Origin of the sequence: Paraburkholderia sp. Ac-20347 (assembly GCF_017104805.1) — a bacterium.
Classification (GTDB): Bacteria; Pseudomonadota; Gammaproteobacteria; order Burkholderiales; family Burkholderiaceae; genus Paraburkholderia; species Paraburkholderia tropica.
Genome location: NZ_JAAGPN010000021.1, coordinates 1 through 14,692 on the forward strand (window position 1 = coordinate 1; position 14,692 = coordinate 14,692).

Annotated in this window: 14 protein-coding genes and 1 tRNA gene; 8 read left to right on the plus strand and 7 right to left on the minus strand. The window is 64.2% G+C overall.

Going from position 1 to position 14,692, the window contains the following annotated elements; genetic code table 11:
- Both G3N97_RS06365 and G3N97_RS06370 read left to right on the plus strand, forming a co-directional pair.
- A partial coding sequence (locus G3N97_RS06365; RefSeq protein ID WP_205992454.1) for a DNA-processing protein DprA occupies window positions 1-825 on the plus strand: 825 nt, incomplete at its 5' end.
- A 79-nt stretch (window positions 826-904) separates the two neighbouring features.
- A complete protein-coding gene (locus G3N97_RS06370; RefSeq protein WP_065061824.1) occupies window positions 905-1,282 on the plus strand; it encodes a thioredoxin family protein in 378 nt (125 codons plus the stop codon).
- A gap of 59 nt (window positions 1,283-1,341) precedes the next feature.
- On the opposite strand, the gene G3N97_RS06375 is transcribed toward G3N97_RS06370, so the two are convergent.
- Window positions 1,342-1,536 (minus strand): hypothetical protein, encoded by a 195-nt coding sequence (locus tag G3N97_RS06375; RefSeq protein ID WP_205992455.1) that lies wholly within the window; start codon window positions 1,534-1,536, stop codon window positions 1,342-1,344.
- A gap of 122 nt (window positions 1,537-1,658) precedes the next feature.
- On the opposite strand from G3N97_RS06375, the gene G3N97_RS06380 reads away from it, so the two are divergent.
- Window positions 1,659-4,301 (plus strand): DNA topoisomerase III, encoded by a 2,643-nt coding sequence (locus G3N97_RS06380; RefSeq protein ID WP_205992456.1) that lies wholly within the window; start codon window positions 1,659-1,661, stop codon window positions 4,299-4,301.
- Between the two features lie 124 nt (window positions 4,302-4,425).
- Here G3N97_RS06380 and G3N97_RS06385 read toward each other — a convergent pair whose 3' ends face one another.
- The gene (locus tag G3N97_RS06385) at window positions 4,426-5,538 is read right to left on the minus strand and encodes a LysR family transcriptional regulator (RefSeq protein WP_205992457.1); all 1,113 of its coding nucleotides are present in this window, start codon (window positions 5,536-5,538) and stop codon (window positions 4,426-4,428) included.
- A 376-nt stretch (window positions 5,539-5,914) separates the two neighbouring features.
- Complete coding sequence (locus G3N97_RS06390) at window positions 5,915-7,765, minus strand: phosphoenolpyruvate carboxykinase (GTP) (RefSeq protein WP_205992458.1); 1,851 nt, start codon at window positions 7,763-7,765, stop codon at window positions 5,915-5,917.
- A 419-nt stretch (window positions 7,766-8,184) separates the two neighbouring features.
- Between G3N97_RS06390 and G3N97_RS06395 the strand changes: the two genes are divergently transcribed.
- Window positions 8,185-9,198, plus strand: a complete 1,014-nt coding sequence (locus tag G3N97_RS06395; RefSeq protein ID WP_205992459.1) for a D-2-hydroxyacid dehydrogenase family protein — start codon at window positions 8,185-8,187, stop codon at window positions 9,196-9,198.
- 84 nt (window positions 9,199-9,282) lie between these two features.
- Here the strand turns inward: G3N97_RS06395 and G3N97_RS06400 are convergent, their stop codons facing one another.
- A complete protein-coding gene (locus G3N97_RS06400; protein WP_205992460.1) occupies window positions 9,283-10,176 on the minus strand; it encodes a patatin-like phospholipase family protein in 894 nt (297 codons plus the stop codon).
- A 38-nt stretch (window positions 10,177-10,214) separates the two neighbouring features.
- The gene (locus G3N97_RS06405) at window positions 10,215-10,619 is read right to left on the minus strand and encodes a PaaI family thioesterase (protein WP_205992461.1); all 405 of its coding nucleotides are present in this window, start codon (window positions 10,617-10,619) and stop codon (window positions 10,215-10,217) included.
- 307 nt (window positions 10,620-10,926) lie between these two features.
- Here G3N97_RS06405 and G3N97_RS06410 point away from each other — a divergent pair.
- Window positions 10,927-11,002, plus strand: a tRNA-Lys gene (locus G3N97_RS06410).
- A gap of 121 nt (window positions 11,003-11,123) precedes the next feature.
- On the opposite strand, the gene G3N97_RS06415 is transcribed toward G3N97_RS06410, so the two are convergent.
- Window positions 11,124-11,405 carry a hypothetical protein gene (locus tag G3N97_RS06415; protein ID WP_205992462.1) on the minus strand — a complete coding sequence of 94 codons (282 nt, stop codon included), beginning with the start codon at window positions 11,403-11,405 and terminating at the stop codon, window positions 11,124-11,126.
- A gap of 241 nt (window positions 11,406-11,646) precedes the next feature.
- Here G3N97_RS06415 and G3N97_RS06420 point away from each other — a divergent pair, with 241 nt between their 5' ends.
- Entirely contained in the window at window positions 11,647-11,964 is a 318-nt protein-coding gene (locus tag G3N97_RS06420) for a hypothetical protein (protein ID WP_205992463.1), read from the plus strand.
- 32 nt (window positions 11,965-11,996) lie between these two features.
- Here the strand turns inward: G3N97_RS06420 and G3N97_RS06425 are convergent, their stop codons facing one another.
- A complete protein-coding gene (locus tag G3N97_RS06425; RefSeq protein ID WP_205992464.1) occupies window positions 11,997-12,197 on the minus strand; it encodes a hypothetical protein in 201 nt (66 codons plus the stop codon).
- A gap of 422 nt (window positions 12,198-12,619) precedes the next feature.
- On the opposite strand from G3N97_RS06425, the gene adh reads away from it, so the two are divergent.
- Complete coding sequence (adh, locus tag G3N97_RS06430; protein WP_205992465.1) at window positions 12,620-14,140, plus strand: aldehyde dehydrogenase; 1,521 nt, start codon at window positions 12,620-12,622, stop codon at window positions 14,138-14,140.
- A 102-nt stretch (window positions 14,141-14,242) separates the two neighbouring features.
- Window positions 14,243-14,623 (plus strand): DUF779 domain-containing protein, encoded by a 381-nt coding sequence (locus G3N97_RS06435; protein ID WP_074983015.1) that lies wholly within the window; start codon window positions 14,243-14,245, stop codon window positions 14,621-14,623.
- Window positions 14,624-14,692: the final 69 nt, after the last annotated feature.

Consider the following 14,692-nt stretch of genomic DNA (forward strand, 5'->3'; position numbering starts at 1 on the left):
CGCACACTCGCGGCGGCGGGCGTGACCGTCGTCTCGGGCCTCGCGCTCGGCGTCGATGGCGCGGCGCATCGCGGCGCGCTCGACGAACGCGGAGGCACCGTCGCCGTGATCGGCACGGGCGCGGACCTCGTCTATCCGTCCGCGCATCACGCGCTCGCCACGCAGATCGCCGCGCGCGGTGCGATCGTCTCCGAATGGCCGCTCGGCACGCCCGCGCGCTCAGCCAACTTCCCGCAGCGCAACGGCGTGATCGCGGCGCTCGTCGAAGGCGTGATCGTGATGGAGGCCGCCATGCGCTCGGGCTCGCTCATTACGGCGCGGCTCGCCAACGAGATGGGCCGCGACGTTTTCGCGCTGCCCGGCTCGATTCACGCGCCGCTGGCGCGCGGGTGTCATCGGCTCATCAAGCAGGGGGCGCAACTGGTTGAAACGCCCGAAGAGGTGCTCGAAGCGCTGGGTTTCGCAGCGCCGGTGGCGGCAAAAGTCGCGAGAGCGCCCGCTCAAAGGCGCGAAGGACGCGAACGACACGAACGGCGCTCGAACGAAACCGCGCATCCGCGAGAGGCAAGCGCGGCCGGCCAGATCGCCTTGCCGCTGGACACCCCGCAAGCACGGCCGCCTGCGCCCGATCGTCTCGATCGTCTCGATCAAGACGCCCAGGCCGTGCTCACCGCAATCGGTCACGCGCCCGCCACGCTTGAAATCCTCGCGCAGCGCACCGACATGGCCGAAGCGGTGCTCCAGGCCACGCTGCTGCGGCTCGAACTGGCCGGCCACGTGAGCGCGCTGCCCGGCGGCTGGTTCGCCAGGGCGTCCCACTTCTAGCGGCGCGCCGTGTTACATTCGCGCCAAATGCAGCGCCCCACGCATTGCCTCTATATAGAAGAGAACGCAAGGAACGACCATGCCCGCGCTTGACCTCGACACCGACGCCGACCAGATCGCCGAGCGCGTCGCCGACCGCGAGACGCTGTTCGTCGCGTGTCTGTGCGCCGAGTGGTGCGGCACCTGTCGCGACTATCGGGCGACCTTTGACCGCATCGCCGACGCACATCCCGACATCTGCTTCGCGTACATCGATATCGAAACCCACGCCGACCGCTTCGACGACCTCGACGTGGAGAATTTCCCGACTATCCTGATCGAAGACGGCAACGCCACGCGCTTCTTCGGCACGGTGCTGCCGCACGGCGCGGTGGTCGAGCGCATGCTCGCCGACCTCACCGCGCTGCCGGGCGTCGCCGACGCGCCGAAGCTGCGCCCCGCGCTGCTCGAAGCGTGACGCGAACACCATCGGCGAGCGGCAGTCAGTGCGCACGCAGGCTCATCGCGCCCCGTTAGTCAGACGCTGCGGCGCCGGGTCTCGCGCTTGAGCGTGAACGTGAGCTTGCGCCCGCGCAGCTTGACCGCATGTGCCACGCTGCCGCCTGCCCACCGGCTTGCTCGCCGCCGCGCCGCGCCCTTATGATTGGCGCCCGAAAAAGCCGCAGCCAGCGGCGCGCGGACGGCACGCACCGATGACACGAAAATCGCCACCGCCGCGCCATGTGCTATAAAGCGGTCGTTAACGAGGCGCCCCAGGGGCGCGACGGCCCCGCCACCGCGAGTCACATGGCATAGACGGGGCGCCCACCGGATACACCCACACACAATCAGTCATGTCCAAAGCTCTGATCATCGCCGAGAAGCCATCCGTCGCGAACGACATCGCGCGCGCTCTGGGCGGATTTACCAAGCATGACGAGTACTACGAGAGCGACGACTACGTGCTCTCGTCGGCGGTCGGCCATCTGCTGGAAATCGCCGCACCCGAGGAGTACGAGGTCAAGCGAGGCAAATGGAGCTTCGCGAACCTGCCCGTCATCCCGCCCCACTTCGACCTGAACCCGATCGCCAAGAGCGAATCGCGGCTCAAGGTGCTCACGAAGCTGCTCAAGCGCAAGGACGTCACGAAGCTGATCAACGCCTGCGACGCGGGGCGCGAGGGCGAACTGATCTTCCGCCTGATCGCGCAACACGCGAAGGCGAAGCAGCCCGTGCAGCGCCTCTGGCTCCAGTCGATGACGCAGCAGGCGATCCGCGACGGTTTCGCGAACCTGCGCAGCGACGACGACATGCTGCCGCTGGCCGACGCCGCGCGCTGCCGCTCGGAAGCCGACTGGCTCGTCGGCATCAACGGCACGCGCGCCATGACGGCCTTCAACAGCAAGGGCGGTGGCTTCTTCCTGACCACGGTCGGTCGCGTTCAGACGCCAACGCTCTCGATCGTCGTCGAACGTGAAGAGAAAATCCGCCGTTTCGTGCCGCGCGATTACTGGGAAGTGCGCGCCGAATTCGTCTGCGCGGGCGGCTTCTACGAAGGTCGCTGGTACGACCCGAAATTCAAGAAGGACGAGCACGATCCGGAAAAGCGCGATTCGCGTCTCTGGAGCGTGCCGGCCGCCGAAACCATCGTCGCCGCCTGCCATGGCCGCGAAGGCACGGTCACGGAAGAATCGAAGCCGTCCACGCAGCTCTCGCCCGCGCTCTTCGACCTGACGAGCCTGCAGCGCGAAGCCAACGGCCGCTTTGGCTTTTCGGCCAAGAACACGCTCGGCCTCGCCCAGGCGCTGTACGAAAAGCACAAAGTGCTCACCTATCCGCGTACCGACTCGCGCGCGCTGCCTGAGGACTACCTCAGCACCGTGAAAGAGACGATGGAGATGCTCAAGGAGAGCAACAACTATCTGCCGTTCGCCAAGCAGGCGCTCGACAAGGGTTGGGTGAAGCCGAACAAGCGCATCTTCGACAACTCGAAGATCAGCGACCACTTTGCAATCATCCCGACGCTGCAGGCGCCGAAGAATCTGTCGGAGCCGGAGCAGAAGCTGTACGACCTCGTCGTCAAGCGCTTCCTCTCCGTGTTCTTCCCGGCGGCCGAATACCGCGTGACCACGCGTATCACCGAAGTCGCCGGTCATCATTTCAAGACCGAAGGCAAGGTGCTGGTCGAGCCGGGCTGGCTGCAGATCTATGGCCGCGACTCGAGCGGTGAAGACGCGAACCTCGTGCCGGTGCAGAAGGACGAGAAGGTCAAGACCGACAAGATCGCCGCGCACCAGCTCGTGACCAAGCCGCCTGCGCGCTACAACGAAGCGACGCTGCTCTCGGCGATGGAAGGCGCGGGCAAGCTCGTCGACGACGAAGAGCTGCGCGAGGCGATGGCCGCCAAGGGGCTCGGCACGCCGGCCACGCGCGCGGCCATCATCGAAGGTCTCCTCGGCGAAAAGTATCTCGTGCGCGAAGGCCGCGAGCTGATTCCCACGGCCAAGGCCTTCCAGTTGATGACGCTACTGCGCGGCCTCGGCGTGGAAGAACTGACCGCGCCGGAACTCACGGGCGAGTGGGAATACAAGCTTTCGCAGATGGAGCGCGGCAAGCTCCCGCGCGACGCGTTCATGCAGGAAATCGCCCGCATGACGCAGACCATCGTCAAGCGCGCGAAGGAATACGACTCGGACACCATTCCGGGCGACTACGCCACGCTGGAAACGCCGTGTCCGAATTGCGGCGGTCAGGTGAAGGAAAACTACCGTCGCTTCGCGTGTACGAAGTGCGAATTCTCGATTTCGAAGATTCCGGGCGGCCGTCAGTTCGAGATTCCCGAAGTCGAGGAACTGCTGCAGAACAAGACGATCGGTCCGCTGTCGGGCTTCCGCAGCAAGATGGGCCGTCCGTTCTCGGCGATCCTCAAGCTGTCGTTCGACGACGAGATCAAGAACTACAAGCTCGAATTCGACTTCGGTCAGGATCAGGGCACGGAAGACGGCGAAGCGCCCGACTTCTCACAGCAGGAGGCCGTTGGCGCGTGTCCGAAGTGCAAGGGCCGCGTGTTCGAGCACGGCATGAGCTATGTCTGCGAAAACTCGGTGGCGAATCCGAAGACCTGCGACTTCCGTTCGGGCAAGGTGATTCTCCAGCAGGAAATCGCGCGCGAGCAGATGGCCAAGCTGTTGTCCGAAGGCCGCACCGACCTGCTGACGAACTTCAAGTCGTCGCGCACGGGGCGTAACTTCAAGGCGTTCCTCGTGAAGCAGCCCGACGGCAAGATCGGCTTCGAGTTCGAGAAGAAGGAACCGAGCGCGAAGACGGCGGCCAAGACCGCGGCGAAGAAGTCCGCCGCGAGCGCCGACGCTGCGAACGACGCAACCGAAGGCGCAGAAGCCACCGCGAAGCCGGCACGCAAGACGGCGGCTGCGAAGACCGCGCCTGCGCGCAAGACCGCGGCGAAGAAAACCGCCGCGCGCAAGACGGGTTCTTAAGTCTCAGGCGCGGTGTGGTTCACCGCGTCGCCCAACAAAAAGGCGCAGCTTCTCACGAAGCTGCGCCTTTTTTATCGCCTGAATCGACCGACGCAATCACGCGACGATCGACCCCAAACGCGGATTAAAGCGGCGAAATCGCCGACGAACGCGTGCGGCCGGCCGATGCGCGGCCAGCCTTCGGTGCGCGCTCTTCCGCGCCGTTGTGCTCGCCTTCCGCGCCGCGCGAACCGTCGAGCAGATCCGAAATCGGCTCCGCGCCGTCGAACGCCTCCGGCGCGCCATTGCGCGCGTTAGCCGGGCGCGCGAGGCCGTCCTTGACCCACTGCTCGCCGAGCTGGCTGTTCGGCGTCTGGCTGAAATGCTCCACCAGATGGTCGATGAACGTGCGCACCTTGGCCGGCAGATGGCGGCGGCTCGGATACGCGACGTTGATCTCGACCTGCGGCAGACGGTAGTCGCCGAGCAGACGCACGAGGCGTCCGCGCGTCATGTCGCGGCCGATCAGGTAGCTCGGCAGAATCGCGATGCCCATGCCGAGCAGCGCGAACTGGCGCAGCATTTCGGTATTGTTCGCGACGATCACGTTGCTCGGGCGCACGCGCACTTCGCCGTCCGGACCGGTGAACACGCGCTCGTCGCCCCAGTATTCCGAGGGCAGCGACAGCGACGGATGCTCCATCAGGTGCTCGGGACGCGTGGGCGTGCCGTGCTTTTCCAGATACGCGGGCGTCGCGCACACGGTCATGCAGCCCGTGGTCAGACGACGCGTCACGATGCTCGCGCTACGCATCTGGCGCGCGGTCACGACGCCGAGATCGAAGCCTTCTTCGACCAGATCGACCTGACGATCGACCAGCGTGACATCGGGAATGACCTGCGGATAGCGCTGCGTGTACGTCTGCAGCACGGGCGCGAGATTGTGCAGCCCGAACACCACCGGCGCGACGATGCGCAGGGTGCCGACGGGCTCGTGGTTGCGCGCCACCACCATCTGCTCCACATCTTCGAGCTCGTCGAGAATCTGGCGGGCGCGTTCGAGATAGACCTGACCGGACTCGGTGAGGGAAAGACTGCGGGTCGTGCGGTTGAGCAAACGCGTGCCAAGACGACCTTCGAGGTCCGCCACGTGACGCGTCGCAACCGCATTCGAGATATCCATCGCGGAAGCGGCCCGGGCAAAACTGCCGAGGTCGGCCACTTTGACGAAAACTCGCATCGACTGCAAATGATCCATGAGACAACTCCTGCCTGTTACTGTCCGTCGGAATCCGACGGAGGAAACCACGAATTCTCCTACGACATGAGAAATCGTGCAGAAGTTGCCTAAGAAGCACTGAATTTCTTCGAAATTTTCGCTACTGTCACTGTTTACGCATTATCACAAGCGTGATTGTTTCCCTCTTCGAAACAATTTTCCGCATCGCAGCGAAAAGATTGGGACATCGCGAACAGAACGCGCGTTTAAGAGCAGTTTTTTGCCCGTCCTTTTTCTCGAAATGATTGCGACCCCAAATAAAAAAGATCGCCCGCAGGCGATCTTTTTGTTCATTTCGAGCGCTCACAACCGTTCACGACGATAGTGAGCGCTCACATTCAGCGAAAAACACCGCTCAAAGGCGAGCTTCCAGCTCCGCGCGCGCGTCGCGCAGCGAAGGCGGCAAGCCTTGCGCGAGCGTGTCGAACAGCTCCGAATGCAGGGCTAGTTCCGCGCGCCAGGCGTCGGCGTCGACGGAAATCACCTGCGCAAACTGCTCGGGCGTGAAGTTCAGCCCGCGCCAGTCGAGATCGCCATAACGCGGCGAGACGCCGAACGCGTGCGCTTCGCCTTCGCCCTGACCTTCGATACGGCGCACCATCCATTCGAGCACGCGCATGTTTTCGCCGAAGCCCGGCCACACGAACTTGCCGTCGTCGCCCTTGCGGAACCAGTTCACGCAGAAGATGCGCGGCAGCGTCGCGCCGAGCTGTTCGAGGCGGCCGCCCACCTTCAGCCAGTGGCCGAAGTAGTCCGCCATGTTGTAGCCGCAGAACGGCAGCATGGCGAACGGATCGCGGCGCACCACGCCCTGCTGCCCCGCCGCCGCCGCCGTGGTCTCCGAGCCCATCGTCGCGGCCATGTAGACGCCTTCGGTCCAGTCGCGCGCCTCGGTCACGAGCGGCACGGTGGTCGAGCGGCGGCCGCCGAACACGAACGCGTCGATGGCGACGCCCTTCGGGTTTTCCCATTCGGCGTCGATCGACGGACATTGCGACGCGGGCGCCGTGAAGCGCGCGTTCGGATGCGCGGCCTTGCGGCCCGTTTCCTTCGCGATCGCCGGCGTCCAGTCCTGGCCCTGCCAGTCGATCAGGTGCGCGGGCGGCGTGTCGGTCATGCCTTCCCACCAGACGTCGCCGTCATCGGTCAGCGCGACGTTCGTGAAGATCACGTTCTCCTTGAGCGTCGCCATGGCGTTGAAGTTGGTCTTTTCGCTCGTGCCCGGCGCCACGCCGAAGTAGCCCGCTTCCGGGTTGATCGCGTAGAGGCGGCCGTCCGCGCCCGGCTTGATCCAGGCGATATCGTCGCCGATCGTGCTGATTTCCCAGCCGTTCATGGCGGCCGGCGGAATCAGCATGGCGAAGTTGGTCTTGCCGCACGCCGACGGGAACGCCGCCGCGACGTGATACTTGCGCCCTTCCGGCGATTTCACGCCGAGAATCAGCATGTGCTCGGCGAGCCAGCCTTCGTCGCGGCCCATCGTCGAGGCGATGCGCAGCGCGAAGCACTTCTTGCCGAGCAGCGCGTTGCCGCCGTAGCCCGAGCCGTAGCTCCAGATCTCGCGCGTTTCCGGAAAGTGGACGATGTACTTGGTCTTGTTGCACGGCCACGGCACGTCCTGCTCGCCCGCCGCCAGCGGCGCGCCCACGGTGTGCACGCAGGGCACGAACGGGCCGTCCTCGCCCAGCACGTCGTACACGGCGCGGCCCATGCGCGTCATGATGCGCATGTTGACGGCCACGTACGGGCTGTCGGAGAGTTCGACGCCGATATGCGCGATCGGCGAGCCGAGCGGGCCCATCGAGAACGGCACGACGTACATCGTGCGGCCGCGCATCGAGCCGGCGAACAGGCCGTCGAGCGTCGAGCGCATTTCGGCGGGCGCGATCCAGTTATTGGTCGGGCCGGCGTCTTCTTTCTTCTGCGAGCAGATGAAAGTGCGATCCTCGACGCGCGCCACGTCCGAGGGATCGGAGCAGGCCAGATACGAGTTGGGACGCTTCTGCGGATTGAGGCGGCGCATCGTGCCCGCGTCGACCATCTGCTGGCACAGGCGGTCGTATTCCTCCTGCGAGCCGTCGCACCAGACTATGCGCTCGGGTTGCGTGTGCGCGGCGATCTGCTTGACCCATTCCACCAGTTTCCGGTGCCGGACCCAGGACGGCGCCTGCATGGCGGCCTGGGCGGGGAAGTCGGGATGATTCATCGAAAAGTCTCCATAGGGGCTGATAAAAAATCGTTTCAGGCCCTTTTCGACGCTGCGTGCGAGAGGCACTTTTTTAGGCGATTCAACGGCGAAACCGGGGCTGCGGTCCGCGCAGTTGTGCAGGTCGTCAAGGCCCAATCAGCAGGGGTTCGCAACCGTCTGTAAAGCGGCTTGCATGGCGACCCGACAAGCTGATAAAAGGGGAAAAATTCTCGTTCAAACCTCGTGCAGCCGCATTGAGCGCCATCGAACGAAACAGCAATTGCGGTACCCGCGAGCGCTATTTCTTCGGTGCGATCGGTGCTACGTGAGGCGACCCCGTATTCATACCAGCCTGTCAAACGCTGCATAGTGGGATAACCACCAGATGAACATCTAGTCGCGCCGCGTACGGTGCGCTGCCTATCACTTTTGCCGCCATGAAAATTGCCATCCTTGACGACTACCAGGACGCCGTCCGCAAGCTCGACTGCTTCGAGCTGCTTGCCAATCACGAGGTCAAGGTCTTCAACAACACCGTGCGCGGGCTCGGTCAGCTTGCGAGCCGCCTCTCGGAAGTCGAAGCACTCGTACTGATCCGCGAACGCACGCGCATCTCCTCGCAACTGCTCGACAAGCTCCCGCATCTGCGCATGATCAGCCAGACGGGCAAGGCCGGTCCGCACATCGATATCGAAGCCTGTACCGAACGCGGCATCGCCGTGCTCGAAGGCACCGGTTCGCCGGTCGCGCCCGCCGAACTCACCTGGGCGCTGATCATGGCGGCGCAGCGGCGCATTCCGCAGTACGTCGCCAACCTCAAGCAGGGCGCGTGGCAGCAGTCGGGCCTGAAGACCTCGGCGATGCCGCCGAACTTCGGTCTCGGCCAGGTGCTGCGCGGCCAGACGCTCGGCATCTGGGGCTACGGCAAGATCGGCCGCCTGGTCGCCGGTTACGGCAAGGCGTTCGGCATGCGCGTGATCATCTGGGGCCGCGAGCATTCGCTCGATGCCGCGCGCGCCGACGGCTACGAAGCCGCCGCCAGCCGCGAAGCGCTGTTCGAGGAAAGCGACATCCTCTCGCTGCATCTGCGTCTGCACGACGACACGCGCGGCATCGTCAAGCAGGAAGACCTGTTGCGCATGAAGCCGACGTCGCTGCTCGTCAACACGAGCCGCGCCGAACTGCTCGAAGAGAACGCGCTGCTCGGCGCGCTCGCGCACAACCGGCCGGGCATGGTCGCAATCGACGTGTTCGAGAGCGAGCCGATCCTGCAGGGCTACAGCCTGCTGCGCATGGAAAACGTGATCTGCACGCCGCACATCGGCTATGTGGAGCGCGAGAGCTACGAGCTGTATTTCGGCGCGGCCTTCCGCAACATCCTGTCGTTCGATGCGGGCGATCTTTCGCACGTCGCGAATCCGGAAGCGCTGCAAGGCGGTCGCCGCAAGTAAGGCGGCAAGCTGCACGCGTAGCCAACAAAAAGGCGGCCATCAGGCCGCCTTTTTTACGTCGATGCCCGCGCCGCGCATCGTGACTCAGACGTGCGTAGCCGCCTCGAACATCTCCGGCAAACGCGCGAGAAAACGCTCGCCGTCTTCGGCGCCGAGGTTCCAGGCGTGCTGCATCTGCTGCGGGCTCGTGTAGTCCCAGCTCGAGATCGGCACCTTGGCGGTCGGCTGCACATAGAGGCGCAGTTGCTCGCCGGGCTCGCCGCCGTCGCCGCCCGTGCGGTGCTTCACCACGAACATCTGCGGACGCGGATACAGCCGCGTGACCATCACCAGCACGCGCCCTGGCGTGTCGTCGAGCGCGCCGACCGGCACGTTGTCGACCATGCCGCCGTCGAGCACGGCGCGACCGTTTCGGCGCAGCACCGGCGTAAAAGGCGGCGTACACGACGATTGCAGCACGAGATCGGCGAGATCGTCGACGTTTGCGCAGGCCTGCGCCGTCACGAATTCCGGATGAAAACCGAGCTTGCGCCCGAGCGTGGGATGCAGCGTCTTGCGGATGTGCTTTTCGATGTTGTACGCGATGAGCCCCGCCGCCACCGCGCTGCGCGCGCCGAGCCAGCGCGGCAGATGCGACACGCCGATGCGGATCTCGGGCGCGTCCTGCAGCTTCTCGAAACGCGGTCCGTAGATGTCGAGCAGCGCCTGACGATAGATGCGGTAGTGCGGAAACACCGACTCGCCGCGCAGCAGGTTGCCCCAGTACGCGTTGCGCTTGTTGTGCTTGAGCGCTTCCTCGTAATAGCGCATGACCCACTGCGAATCGCGCGTGTAGATCATGCACGCGGTGGCCGCGCCCGCCGAAATGCCCGTGATGACACGCGGGCGCAGATCCAGCTTCGGCTGGACGACGTCCCAGAAACCCGCCTGCCACCAGCAGCGGTTGCCGCCGCCGGCAAAGACAACCTGATCGAACATGCGCCCTCTTTCCTTCGATTCGTCCTGAATGCGACAGCTTAGTCGAGTAGCGCGTAAGTCGAAGTCGCGTGAACGGCCATCCGGCCGTCTTCGTCATAGAGTTCTATTTCGCCGAACACCAGATTGCGGCCCATGCGCAGCACGCGCGCCGTGATCTTCACGTCGCCCTTGCGCAGCGCGCGCATGAAGTTGGTATTGAGCGCGACCGTGGTCATCGGCTTGAATTCGCCGAGCGCCGCCGAGATCGCCACGATCATCGCCGTGTCGGCGGCCGCCATGAACACCTGGCCGCAGATCACGCCGCCCGCGTGGCGCAGTTCGCCCGAAAACGGCAGCCGCAGCGTGGCGCTGTCTTCCGTCACATCGAGCGGCTTCAACCCGAGCGCCTTCACCCACGGCGCCAGCACGCGCTCGAGCAGCGCGTCGATTGCCTTGTCGTCCATCGTCTCTCTTGTGCCTTTTATGGAGTGCGCGCCGCGCGGCGGATGTCCTCATGGCGACGGACCCAGCGGGTAGCGTGCGGCACGCCGGCTCGCGGCCCGAAGCGATCGAAAGCGATCCGAAGCGCGGGCCCGCCAGCGTGGCCACATGATACCGGGTGGTACCGCGTCCTGTTGATAATGAAGATAAGGCGACCGTGCTGCAGCGAGGCGCCAGCTTGCCGTTCCAGGCCGCCAGCAACTTTTTTAGGAAATTTGCGAAAAGGACTTGCCAAGACTCAAAAGGCAGGGCATAATCTTTCTTCTGTTGGGGGCGTTAGCTCAGTTGGTAGAGCAGCGGACTCTTAATCCGTAGGTCGAGTGTTCGAGTCACTCACGCCCCACCAGCTAATTCATGTGAAAAGCCCGGTCTGCTGACCGGGCTTTTTGCATTTCTCCCGCTGCTTTGCTGCGCGCGTGCTTGCATGCGCAACCGTCGTGCAGCACCGCTCGCGCGCCTTTCGGCGCTCAAACCAGCACGTCGGCGCTGCGATCTCTCACTCTCATCGAAAAACGCACGGAGCGCGGCGGCTGGGGCAGCCAACGGCCGAGCGACTCGAAACCGTCGAGCTGACGCAGCAGCGTGTCGACCGTGGCGAGCTGAACGTGAGTCAGGTGATTTTGCTTGAGCAAGGCGTGCAGCCGTTTGCGCCAGTAGTCGGCGTCCATGATCGGCTCTTCGAAGTCGCTCGATAGCGACGCCGGCATCACTCGCGCGATATGCGCGATTTCCTGTTCAACGAATGTCATGGCGAGCTCCCCGTTTCCGACAGTGTTTCTTATCGTATGACGTAACTGTAGGACGACCGGGCCGCGACGCCAGCCTACCCGATTGGATAGGGCGAAGATCCAGCCAGAACGCATCGACGGGCACGCCCGATGCTCCGCGCGCCGCAGCGTGCCGCGCGCGTTTTAAGACTGATCCGATAGGGTTTTTCTGACCTGCATCAGATGATGGAGCGATCGAAAAATACTCCAGAGGGCGATTGCCATGCACGGGCATCCTACCGACAAACTCGTCGCCGGCGCGGTCATCGGCGGCATTCTGACCGCGGCGCTCGTCGTGCTGCTGGTCTGGCTCGATTTTCCGTCGGATCGCCGCTATGGCGCGGCCGTGCGGCTTTCCGTCCCGGCCGTCATCTCCGCCCTGCTGCTGTTCCCGCGCCCGATTCTGCATCGCACGCTGCTGCGCGACCGGCGCGATCCGGGCCTGCTCGACGAAGACCTGAACCTGCTGCTCGTGGGCCGCGCGCTGGGTATCGTCGGCGGCATCATTTTCGGCATTTCGCTGGCCTCGGAAATTCTTTGAGGGACTTCTGAGGCGCACGTCCGCTTAAAAGCTCACAGGAACGGCTTGCCGTCGACCTGTTCGTAGACGACGTTGCCTTCGTCGTCCTGGAATTGCTCCAGATAGTTGCGGGCGCCGCACAGCGGGCAACGGAACAACGGACCCTGGCCCTCGTTCTTGATGACCACTTCGCTTTGTTCCCAGGGCGTGCCGCAGGACTGATTGCGGCAGACGAACGATTCAGTTTCAGACATTGCAGATTCTCCTTGCTGTTACGGCTGCAAAGCCTACAGCATGCGGGCCCCGCGCGCCGCAATTCGTCGCGCTTTCCGCCGTCCTTTCTCGCGTTTTCCTCACCTTTGCGCTTTTTCCCGCGCGGTGTTCAGTTTTTGAGCAACGCGTGCGCGTCCTTCTTCGCTTTGCTGTGCCGTAGCGGCGCAACGTGGCCGCGTCAGCGCCCTCGCCGGTCTCGCTATGCCGTTCGCGTTCCGCACCCTGCGCAGAGCCGTGCGCATGCGTCCGCGCGCCACAGCGGCCCTGCACGCATCTCCGCACCGCGCCCGCGCGCCTCTCGATCCGCGATTGGCACGCTTCTGGCATTGACGAGCACCGGTTGCGCGGTCTCGAACCTGACGCGCCCATCCATATCGACACAGACAAAACGAGGAGCACGCAGATGAATCACGCGGACATGCAGTTCCTGACGACCGAGTTTCCGTACAAGAAGCAATACGGCAACTTCATCGGCGGCGAGTGGGTTGCGCCGCTGGGCGGCGAGTATTTCGACAACATCTCGCCGATCACCGGCCATCCGTTCACGTCGATTCCGCGCTCGCGCGAAGCCGATGTCGAGCTTGCGCTCGACGCCGCGCACAAAGCCAAGACCGCCTGGGGCAAGACCTCGCCGACCGAGCGAGCCAACATCCTGAACCGCATCGCCGACCGCATCGAGCAGAACCTGCACAAGCTCGCCGTGGCCGAAACCATCGACAACGGCAAGCCGCTGCGCGAAACGCTGGCCGCCGACATTCCGCTCTCCGCCGATCACTTCCGCTATTTCGCGAGCTGCGTGCGCGCGCAGGAAGGCGGCATCTCCGAAATCGATCACGACACGGTCGCCTATCACTTCCACGAGCCGCTTGGCGTGGTCGGCCAGATCATTCCGTGGAATTTCCCGATCCTGATGGCCGCCTGGAAGCTCGCGCCCGCGCTCGCGGCCGGCAACTGCGTCGTGCTCAAGCCCGCCGAGCAGACGCCCGCCTCGATGCTCGTGTTCGCCGAGATCATTCAGGATCTGCTGCCGCCGGGCGTGCTCAACATCGTGAACGGCTTCGGCCTCGAAGCGGGCAAGCCGCTCGCGTCGAACAAGCGCATCGCCAAGATCGCCTTCACCGGCGAAACGACGACGGGCCGCCTGATCATGCAGTACGCGAGCCAGAACATCATTCCCGTGACGCTGGAACTGGGCGGCAAGAGCCCGAACATCTTCTTCGCCGACGTGCTCGATCACGACGACAGCTTCTTCGATAAAGCGCTCGAAGGCTTCGCCATGTTCGCGCTCAATCAGGGCGAAGTGTGTACCTGCCCGTCGCGCGTGCTGATCGACGAAAAGATCTACGACCGCTTCATGGAGCGCGCGCTCAAGCGCGTGGCGGCGATCCAGCAAGGCCATCCGCTCGACACGAAGACGATGATCGGCGCGCAGGCCTCGCAGGAACAGCTGGAGAAGATCCTCTCGTACATCGACCTCGGCAAGCAGGAAGGCGCGCAATGCCTGATCGGCGGCGAACGCAATGCGCTGGCCGGCGAACTCGGCGCGGGCTATTACGTGAAGCCGACCGTGTTCCGCGGCCACAACAAGATGCGCATCTTTCAGGAAGAGATCTTCGGGCCGGTCGTTTCGGTGACGACGTTCAAGACCGAAGAGGAAGCGCTGGAGATCGCCAACGACACGCTCTACGGCCTCGGCGCGGGCGTGTGGACGCGTGACGGCACGCGCGCGTATCGCTTCGGCCGCGCGATTCAGGCCGGGCGCGTGTGGACGAACTGCTATCACGCGTATCCGGCGCACGCGGCGTTCGGCGGCTACAAGCAGTCGGGCATCGGCCGCGAGAACCACAAGATGATGCTCGATCACTATCAGCAGACGAAGAACCTGCTCGTCAGCTATAGCGATCAGCCGCTGGGTTTCTTCTGATTTGCGTGTGATCTTCTTCTGATCGATTGCGGGTGTTGTACCGGCTCGCCGGGCGCCGTGTGGGGCGTTCCGGCGAGCGTCTTTTTCGAGGAGCGCCGCGACATGGTCGAACGCGTTACCGCCACGCCCGCCGCGCTCGCGCTGATCGAGCAACTCGCGCGCGAGCATGGCTCACTGCTGTTTCATCAATCCGGAGGCTGCTGCGACGGCAGCGCGCCGATGTGTTTTCCTGCTGGGGAATTTCTGGTTGGCAACGCCGATGTGCAGCTCGGCGAAATTGGCGGCGTGCCGTTTTATATGACCGCGTCGCAATTCGAGTATTGGCAGCACACGCAGTTGATCATCGATGCGGTGCCGGGCAATGGCGGCATGTTTTCGCTTGAGCGGCCGACGGGGCTGAGGTTTCTCACGCGCTCGCGGCTTTATGACGATGAGGAGAACGCGTGGCTTGAGGCGCATCCGGTGGCGCGGGTGAGTTTGTGACTTTGCGCTGAGACACGTAGCGGGAGGGATTTCGAGGGCGATGCTATCCTGGCCGGGATCCGCGCATTT

Coding starts and splice junctions, on each gene's coding strand:
- G3N97_RS06370 (WP_065061824.1), top strand. CDS start 905: ATGCCCGCGCTTGACCTCGACACCGACGCCGACCAGATCGCCGAGCGC.
- G3N97_RS06380 (WP_205992456.1), top strand. CDS start 1,659: ATGTCCAAAGCTCTGATCATCGCCGAGAAGCCATCCGTCGCGAACGAC.
- G3N97_RS06385 (WP_205992457.1), bottom strand. CDS start 5,538: ATGGATCATTTGCAGTCGATGCGAGTTTTCGTCAAAGTGGCCGACCTC.
- G3N97_RS06390 (WP_205992458.1), bottom strand. CDS start 7,765: ATGAATCATCCCGACTTCCCCGCCCAGGCCGCCATGCAGGCGCCGTCC.
- G3N97_RS06395 (WP_205992459.1), top strand. CDS start 8,185: ATGAAAATTGCCATCCTTGACGACTACCAGGACGCCGTCCGCAAGCTC.
- G3N97_RS06400 (WP_205992460.1), bottom strand. CDS start 10,176: ATGTTCGATCAGGTTGTCTTTGCCGGCGGCGGCAACCGCTGCTGGTGG.
- G3N97_RS06405 (WP_205992461.1), bottom strand. CDS start 10,619: ATGGACGACAAGGCAATCGACGCGCTGCTCGAGCGCGTGCTGGCGCCG.
- G3N97_RS06415 (WP_205992462.1), bottom strand. CDS start 11,405: ATGACATTCGTTGAACAGGAAATCGCGCATATCGCGCGAGTGATGCCG.
- G3N97_RS06420 (WP_205992463.1), top strand. CDS start 11,647: ATGCACGGGCATCCTACCGACAAACTCGTCGCCGGCGCGGTCATCGGC.
- G3N97_RS06425 (WP_205992464.1), bottom strand. CDS start 12,197: ATGTCTGAAACTGAATCGTTCGTCTGCCGCAATCAGTCCTGCGGCACG.
- adh (WP_205992465.1), top strand. CDS start 12,620: ATGAATCACGCGGACATGCAGTTCCTGACGACCGAGTTTCCGTACAAG.
- G3N97_RS06435 (WP_074983015.1), top strand. CDS start 14,243: ATGGTCGAACGCGTTACCGCCACGCCCGCCGCGCTCGCGCTGATCGAG.